At 44.2% G+C, this 8,766-nt stretch carries 5 protein-coding genes; 3 read left to right on the top strand and 2 right to left on the bottom strand.

Going from position 1 to position 8,766, the window contains the following annotated elements; all coding sequences use genetic code 11:
- The coding region (locus tag ICN45_RS10300) for an SPM autocatalytic domain-containing protein (protein ID WP_216175718.1) at positions 1-3,877 on the top strand (3,877 nt) is incomplete at its 5' end.
- A 12-nt stretch (positions 3,878-3,889) separates the two neighbouring features.
- Here ICN45_RS10300 and ICN45_RS10305 read toward each other — a convergent pair.
- Both ICN45_RS10305 and ICN45_RS10310 read right to left on the bottom strand, forming a co-directional pair.
- A complete protein-coding gene (locus ICN45_RS10305) occupies positions 3,890-4,681 on the bottom strand; it encodes an MBL fold metallo-hydrolase (protein ID WP_216175719.1) in 792 nt (263 codons plus the stop codon).
- Between the two features lie 88 nt (positions 4,682-4,769).
- Positions 4,770-7,046, bottom strand: a complete 2,277-nt coding sequence (locus tag ICN45_RS10310; RefSeq protein ID WP_216175720.1) for a CHASE2 domain-containing protein — start codon at positions 7,044-7,046, stop codon at positions 4,770-4,772.
- A gap of 372 nt (positions 7,047-7,418) precedes the next feature.
- Here ICN45_RS10310 and ICN45_RS10315 point away from each other — a divergent pair, with 372 nt between their 5' ends.
- Both ICN45_RS10315 and ICN45_RS10320 read left to right on the top strand, forming a co-directional pair.
- Entirely contained in the window at positions 7,419-7,727 is a 309-nt protein-coding gene (locus tag ICN45_RS10315; RefSeq protein WP_216175721.1) for a PilZ domain-containing protein, read from the top strand.
- A 515-nt stretch (positions 7,728-8,242) separates the two neighbouring features.
- Positions 8,243-8,766, top strand: a 524-nt coding sequence (locus ICN45_RS10320) for a hypothetical protein (RefSeq protein WP_216175722.1), incomplete at its 3' end; no start/stop codon positions are given.

The raw sequence follows: 8,766 nt of genomic DNA on the forward strand, positions 1-8,766 counted from the left end.
CGATGGGGATACCAGCACCCAGCACGTCACCATCACCATTACCGGTGCTAATGACAGCGCCAGCGTGACCGTTGCTAATGATGTTCTAGCTAATGCACCAGACTCCACCGTCTATGAAGCGGGCCTACCTACCGGTAGTAATGCTGCTAGCAATACTGAAACCGCTACCGGTAGCTTTACCGTGTCTGCCAGCGATGGGATTAAAGAGCTCGTGGTGGGTGGTACTACCTTGAGCTTGGCTGATTTAAAAACATTAAGCACACTCTCCCCTTCAAGCGCGATTAATACGGGTGAGGGCACCTTAAAGATTACGTCTTATAGCAGTACTGATAGCGATCAGAATGCAACCGTAAGTTATACCTACACCTTAAATGGGGCTCAGACCCATAATCAGCTCACTGCCAATACCAGCATCAATGATGGTGTGAGCATTACAGTCAATGGCACTGGTGGTAGCACTGCTAGCGATACGCTGACGATCCAAATTAACGATGATGTGCCAACAATTGATGTATCTCATAGTCCAATTACCCTGATTGTTTCTGGACATGGCTGCTCTGAGTCCGAGGATTCTAGTCACAATGATGGAAGCAGTAGTAAAGGAGATGATGGGGGAGAGAGCACCATTGTAAGTAGTTCCGCACAATCATTCCAATCTCATTTTACTGTAGCACGTCAATATAATGCCGATGGAGCGGGCTCAGTCACTCCCTTAGTCTATACGCTATCGAATGCTTCTACCAAAACTGATATGACCTACAACGGCCATGCGATCACTTTGCAAGCAAATAGTGATAGTAGTCAGCTCTCAGGAATTACTAAGGTAGACGGTAAGGAGGTGACTATTTTCACAGTTTCTGTGAATAGCACTGGAGTTGTAACTGTAATTACGGACAAACCCATTGATGTACTTCAGCAAAATTCTGAAAAGTACCCAGAGAGCGACGATGATCACGGATCAAGCAGTGCTTATCACTTTAGCTTAAATTCCATTATTTTATCGGCATCGGCTTCGATTACTGATCGAGATGGCGATGTTGCTAGGGATAGTGATTCCATCGATATTAGTCAATTATTTTCCATTCCGTACGATACTGAAGCATCAAAGGCTTCAGTAGACATTACTGCGATCAATCAAGATACCGGCACTGATGGTGATTTTGTTACAAGTGATACTTCGCTGATTGTGAGTGGTACTAATAGCGTCCTTGGAGATGGCGAGAAAATTCAAATCAGCTCTGATGGAAAAAACTGGAGTGACGTATCTGTTACCGATGCTACCCATTGGACCTATAACGATACTGGCACTAGTCACAATAGTAGCTTCACCTATACGACTCGAGTAGTAGATTTTTCGAACAATATTGAGTCAACAGATACTCAGCGAATAACAATTGATACAGTTGCCTCTAATGCTAGCGTCCATATTGCAGGAATCAATCAGGATAATGGCATACCAGGCGATTTTGTCACTAACGATACCAAGCTAATAGTGAGTGGTACCAATACCACGTTAGGCGCTGATGAAAAAATCCAAATTAGTGCTGATGGTGTTGCGTGGAAGGATGTTAGCAAAGCAGATAACACCCATTGGACTTATAGTGATAACGATACTCATAACTCCAATTTCACTTATTTAACTCGAATTGTGGATTTGGCTGGCAATATCAAAATAACTGATAGCCAACAAATTACAATTGATACAAGCGGACCTACCGCAACGATTCAAATGAGTGATCAGGAGCTCAAGATTGGTGAGACGTCAACTGTAACGGTAACCTTTAGCGAAGCAGTAATTGGGTTTGATAAGACTGATTTATCTACTCCTAATGGCACGCTAGGAACGATGAGTTCTGTGAATGGCGGCATTACTTGGACCGGGATATTTACTCCCACTAGCAATATTGAGGATACAAGTAATGTCATCTCACTTGCTAATACCTACACAGATATTGCCGGTAATGCAGGCGGAACAGCGAGCAGCTTTAATTATGGCATCGACACCAAGGCACCAGTTCCTACCATTGTCATTAGTAGCATCACTGCAGATAACTCGATTAGCTCTACCGAAGCTAAGGGCAGTGTTGTGGTTTCAGGAACAGTTGCTGGTAACTTCAACGTTGGCGATCTCGTGACTCTCTTTGTGAATGGCAAAAGTCCAACTACAACAGTAGGTAATAGCGGGGTATTTAGCTTCACCGTAGCTGGCGCTGATTTGGTGGCAGACCCCAATAAGACGATTGAGGCTAGCATCAGCACATTTGATGCAGCTGGCAATCAAGGTTCTGCTACTACAAGTAAGACTTATAACGTTGCCCCAGTGATTAACCCTGGCACCTTATCCCTTAAATCCTTTGAAGATACAGGCATGAGTAGTAGTGATGGGATTTCATCGGATAAAAACTTTGGTATAGAGCTTGCTGGCAATACTGTTGGTTCTTCAGTTTCTTATGAATACTCCACTAACAGTGGCACAAGCTGGTCAAGTCTTTCAAATGCCACTTCCAATTCCAATCACAATGATGGCACCTATCTCTATCGCGCAGTAGTGTATCAAAGCGGCAGTGATAGTGTGTACTCCAATGTATTAACGGTAGTGGTTGATACGAATTCACCTACCCCAAAAATCATCAGCGGCTCATCCAGCTCCAATGGCAGTGTTGTAGTGAGTAGTTCAGAAGCTGGAACAGCTTACCTTGTGAAAAGCTCGGTGAGTGTTACTTCTATAGCAGATATCACCAGCAAATCGCATTCTCAATGGGATTCAATCAGCATTGCAGCCAACACAAACACAACATTTTCAAAAGCAGATCTTCAATCCGGAAGTTACAAGCTTTATGTAGCTGACGCTGCCGGTAACTTATCTTCTGCTGCTAGCGGTACGGTTTCTAAACCGATTGCGATCGATTTAGATGGTCACGGTATTAACTATGTTGGTCAGTCGGCTGGAGTGAGCTATGACTATGCGCATAATGGTCAAGCGGTTTCTACTGCATGGGTTGCACCCAATGATGGTCTCTTAACTTTCATGACTGAAAGCGGCGCTTTCAATATCGTGTTTTCAACACAGGTTGGCGAGACAGACTTGCAAGGTCTTGCGAAGACCTTTGACTTGAATCGTGATAATGTTTTAGATGCACGCGATGCTCAGTATTCCCAATTTGGTGTTTGGCAAGATGCGAATAGTGATGGCGTGGTTGAAACAGGGGAGTTCTTAACTCTGGCTCAACGCTCAATTCAGAGTCTGTCATTAACATCTGATGGCAAAATTCAGCTTGCGGCAGAGGGTGAGGTTCTAATCTCTGGTAATGCAAGTTACACCTCGACCGATGGCCAGCAGCATTTGATGCAAGACGTGAGTTTTGCTTCAGGTGGATTGGTGGAATCTCGACATGATGCATTAGATTTTGCAGCGATCATCAGTCAAGCTGATAGCTATCAAACAACAATCTCTTTAAACACTACAAATACTCAAGAAACCAACTCCCTCACATTCGCCTTGGGTGGGGAGTTGTTTACTGTTGCCACCACCAACGACCAAGCAAATAATATGAATGCGATGAGCCACTTTGTAGGTGTAGACTCTACGTCCCATCAGTCAGGTGGTGCCGCTTGGACAGAAGTAGTCGACATTACCAGCGATCACGGTGGCCCTTCATCTATTTCTGCAGAAGCGGGAGCCCATCTCAATAATGGCTTTAGTAATGACAGCGGTGATTGGACGGTGATTGTGAAGTCTGGTACTGCGACAGTAGATGCTGCTAAACATGAGATTACGTTTACTACTGACCATACCGAGAATGCTGTGACAATTACCAATGCCGATGGCAGTTCACATGACATCCATAATGTGGATAAGATTGCCTGGCACGGCTAATGACAGCTGCTATTAGAAGCTGAGGGTAAGGCCACGTAGGAGTTTTTGGGGCTTGATTGACAAGTTGTTAGCATGAGTATCAATCTCTTGCATGATGGCATCACCACCATCAGGCTTGAGATGGCATACCCAGATCTTTGCGTCGGGATGGCAGGTATTTGGGTCTAACTTTCTCAACTCACTCGCGAGCAAGGAGGGGCTTAAATGGCCAGAGATCACCGCCAATACTTCTTCTTGGTCTAAGAAAGAAGTTTCAATGATCAGATGCTTGAGTTGTTTTTGTTGATTGACTGCTTGCCAAAAATCCTCACTCACACCCGTATCGCCACTAAACACTAGCGTGCCTGTATCTGAGCAAATAGCATACGCATTAGCAGCAATGCTGTGATCTACCGGTAAGGCGGTGATGGTGATTGCACCTAACTTTATCGGCTCATGGATTTCAAGTAAATGAAGAGTAATGAAGGGATGCTTAGCATCAGGTATTTTTGTAAAATCCGGCCAAATCACATTGTTAAAGATATGCTCTTGTAAGGCATGAATGGTTTCATAGATGCCATAGACTTTTAAGGGCTTGTCTCGCGATCCCCCAACAGCATCGGCTATGAAGGGTAAGCTACAAATATGATCTAAATGACTATGTGTCAGAAAGACGTAGTCAATGTTTCGGAGTTCATCTAAGGTGAGGTCGCCGACACCGGTACCCGCATCAATCAAGATGTGATCATCGAGCAGGAGAGAGGTAGTTCGAAGGTCTGCGCCAATACCGCCGCTACAGCCTAAGACTCTTAAATGACAGGTCATGCCGTATTTTATCTAGATTAGGTAAGCTTTGCTAATTGCGGGGTTTAGTACTCAGGCCCTCATCTGACTCTATAACTGATTCTTTATTTTATTTCTTAGTAAAGGTAAAGCTACCATCCCATTGAGCGCCAGGGGGGTTATCCCGTAAATGGGCAATTCTTTCTAGGTAAAGAGGATAGAGTACTTCACCCGTTGCAGGGTAGTGCTGCATGAGGTGCTCAAATTGGGATTGAGCAGTAGCCCAATCTTGCATGCGGTAGGCATTCAGGGCGTTCTCAAACAAGGCGAGGGCGGCTAATTGCTCCTCAGAAACAGTGCCATCAAAACCTAATGGTTCATAAATTTGCACGGGGATATCTTTCCCCTTCACGCGCACCTTATCGACTTCACGCGCAATCAGATCGGGTAATTGCAAACGGGTATCGTGGCCAATGATGATGGCAGCACCATACTCTTTCGTAATGCCTTCTAAGCGTGATGCAAGATTTACAGCATCACCCATGACGGTATAAGCCAAGCGGATTTCTGATCCCATGTTACCAACGCTCACGCGACCACTATTTAAGCCAATACCCACTTTAATCGGAGGCCAACCCTTTTGTATAAATTGGGCATTGAGTAATTCCATTGCTTTGAGCATTTCAAAGGCCGATTGCAGGCCATGGCGTGCATGATTTTCATCTTTGATTGGAGCACCCCAAAAGGCCATGATGCAATCGCCCATGTATTTATCAATCGTGCCACGATGGTCGTAAATCACTTGGGTGAATGGGGTTAAGAAAGCATTGATAAATTCAGAGAGGGTTTTGGCATCTAAACTTTCTGAAATCGTTGTAAAGCCACGCACATCACTAAATAAAATTGTGAGCTCACGACTTTCGCCTTCCATGTTGAAGTTGGCTGGATTTTGGGCCATCTCATCAACCAGTTCAGGGGGAACATACTGACCAAATAGACCGGTGATTAAGCGTTTGTTTTTTGATTCAACAAAATATCCATAGGCAATATTAAAGAGATACACACTGAGTAGAGTAGCTAGCAATGAAGCGAGTGGCAACACAATCCCTTGTTGATAAGAGTAGAGGTTGAGACTCAATACCAATGCAATCGTGATAAGAGAAAAAACTGTGCCTAATAGCGGGCTCAAGAACGGGAGCACTAGTGCCATGACTAAACCCAAGACCACAATAAGGGCTAAATTAGCTGCGCTGGCCCACAGTGGCGCATGCTTAATCGTGCCATCCAAAATACCGGTAATCATATTGGCATGAATCTCAACACCAGGATAGGCATTGCCTACAGGTGTTGCCCGTAAGTCTAATAAGCCTGGCGCTGTGGTGCCAATCAGGATAATCTTCCCCTCAAGTTTTTCTTTGGGAACTTTCTTATTGAGTACATCACTTGCGGAGATATATTCAAAACTTTTAAAAGGACCGCGATACGGAATGTAACTTGCTAATTGACTGTCAACAGGAAGGATTGCACCTCCTACATCGAGTGCTTCGACTGCGCCAAAATAGTTTGTATTAGGAGCGATTTCTTGGCCATCTCCATCCAATGCTTTGAGAGGTAAACTACCCAGTAAAGCTCTCGCACTCGCTAAGCCGAGTGACTCGTAATACTTACCTTCATATTCCACAAGCATCGGTATACGACGCAAGATCCCATCATGATCCACAATCGGATTAATGTGACCGCCATCTGTTGCACTGTTTTGGAGTTGCGCTAAGTTACCCGTAAACCCCTGGCGTTTCATGGGGTCGACGATTGACAGTGGAATTTGCGCAGTGGTAAATACTTCTGGGGGCAGAGTACCTTTTTTTTGTTGATCACCCGAATTCAGAAAGCTGTATCCCAAAATGATGAGGCGATCTTTAAAGCTCTTAGCAAACTGACTATCCAAATCTAGGAGAGGCTTGATGCGTGCATACTGCGACTGAAAGCCAGCATCATTTTTTAATTCTGAATTGGCTAGTTGATCCATCGTACGAATACCCGATGATTCATCTCTCTCAGAAAAGATCACATCAAAGCCCACAAGAGAAACGTTGTAGTCATCATTTAAGCGATTGACTAAGAGGGCCAAACGATCCCGTGGCCAAGGCCAACGACCTTCACCACCTGCTTCACGCTCGCGCAAACTGTTTTCATCAATATCAACAATCACCACGCGGGGATCAACGCTCCCGGGAGCAGTTAAGCGCAGGCGGACGTCATAGATAATCCCATCCAAACGGTCCATCAGGGGCAGGGAAATCCAGCCACCTGCTTGAATAGCGAAGAGAAGGGCGATGATGAGGCCCAGGCCAAGTCTAGGAAGTCTTTTTTTCAGCGCCAGCAATACGTTATCTATTCTGTTCATCATCGTTTGTGGACCTTGGGCGCAATATTTATGAATAATCCCGAAAAATCATAGCAGTTAATCTACCCTTGATCTTGCGATATTGATGGCCTCATTCTGACCTTGTCCATACTAATGGCGGGTTTGGGTTTTCCCTAGTGTCCAAGTTCTTAAAGGGTTACAGCCGCTTAATAGGGTATGTATTTTTCCATGAAGTCTCGTAATAGACTGTTTTTATTGGGGGCAATACTTCTACTGAATACCCTCACTGATTTATCCGCATAGATCCTCTAGTACTTAAGGGGTAATTAATTTGGTATTAAAAGGGATTCTGGCATCTCAAAAAGAGTATGTCACTACCATTCAAGTGGTCAATATTGGCAGTAAGATCCACTCATGGTTAAGAGTCCATCCATTAAACCTTCTGCTAAGCGCGAACGCGCTAGTCGCGTAAGCTCGTGTCTGCCTGTATCCCTAAACGGAAAAGCCGGTGTCACTCGAGATATTAGTGCTACTGGCATCTTATTTGAAATCGATGAGGACCACCCAGAAGGTTCTAATATTAGCTTTGAAGTTGAGTTGAATACTCCTGGAGGCACACTTAAGTTACTTTGCAATGCAAAGATAGTGCGCGTTGTCAAAGAGGGCGGACGCTCTTCAATTGCCGCAAAAATCATTAGTCAATCTTTGGTATCGGCCGGATAACTCACCTAAGAATTGTTTTTTCAGGTGCCAATTAAGCATTCAAAATACTTCATTGGCCCTCTAAAAAGACAGCAATTTACCTTCATAAATTGATCAAAAAAGACCTCTTTTAGACCCCTTTTTGCTCTCATTTTGAACAATGATTTCCACCAAATTACATCCTTGATGGACTACTAAATTTCCCCTAATGAGAGTTTAGTAGCTAGTCAATTTTGATAGAAATAAGCCGGATAAGCATTTATGAGATTTATAAATGTCAAAACAGTATTATTTCTTAAGTAATTGATTTTAAAGCTATAAAAGTCGTTTTTTTTAGTTACTGCCTGACACAAAAATGTAACTTATTGTAGTTTAGTGCCTATCTACTAGTTATCCGTAGCACGCACTACTAATCTTGGTGCCTTAAATACAGTTGCTGGCGACTAAGTAAATCAGAAGGCTTAGGCCATTCCCTATATAGAGATTTTCTCTATTCTCGAGTTGTGAAAAATTGTTTCCATCTCCCTCTCTAAGCCATGGCGAACCTAAAAGATTTTGGTCCTACGCTTGATCTGAGTAACTCAGAAGTGCACTCACTTCTGGTTGAGGGAACTTCGCCTGTTGGGCCTGGAGCGCATGGTACACATCTCACAACGAGCCTCAACGATCTCCAAAAATTAGGCATCGAAGCAGTTTCATTGGCTGGTGGTGTTGAGAGCGAAGCCTCTGGCGAGGATCTCTTCACCATTGACTTGGGTTCAAATGGACCAACAGCTCTCCACGAGACTGTCGAAGCAGGCCTCCCGAAATTTAGCAATGGTGAGCTTGGCTTGGTAACTGATATCCAAACCTTGCTTGGTAATAATCCAGAAACATTCCTTGGCGACGTGCAAGCCCTCAGTGCTGCAGGCGTTGAAGAAATCGAGTTAAATGATCTGGCTAGCGCACATCACACCAGCCTAGATAGCTTATTTAATGGCACTGACTTTAATGGCGCTTCACTTGCCAGCTTAGGCGCAGCAACTAGCACCTTACGTGATAACGGTATTGATGAAGTAGA

The organism is Polynucleobacter alcilacus, from assembly GCF_018881545.1.
GTDB lineage: Bacteria > Pseudomonadota > Gammaproteobacteria > Burkholderiales > Burkholderiaceae > Polynucleobacter > Polynucleobacter alcilacus.

What these genes read in the sequence shown, in the direction of transcription:
- ICN45_RS10305 (WP_216175719.1), bottom strand. Translation starts at nt 4,681, where the DNA reads ATGACCTGTCATTTAAGAGTCTTAGGCTGTAGCGGCGGTATTGGCGCA.
- ICN45_RS10310 (WP_216175720.1), bottom strand. Translation starts at nt 7,046, where the DNA reads ATGATGAACAGAATAGATAACGTATTGCTGGCGCTGAAAAAAAGACTT.
- ICN45_RS10315 (WP_216175721.1), top strand. Translation starts at nt 7,419, where the DNA reads ATGGTTAAGAGTCCATCCATTAAACCTTCTGCTAAGCGCGAACGCGCT.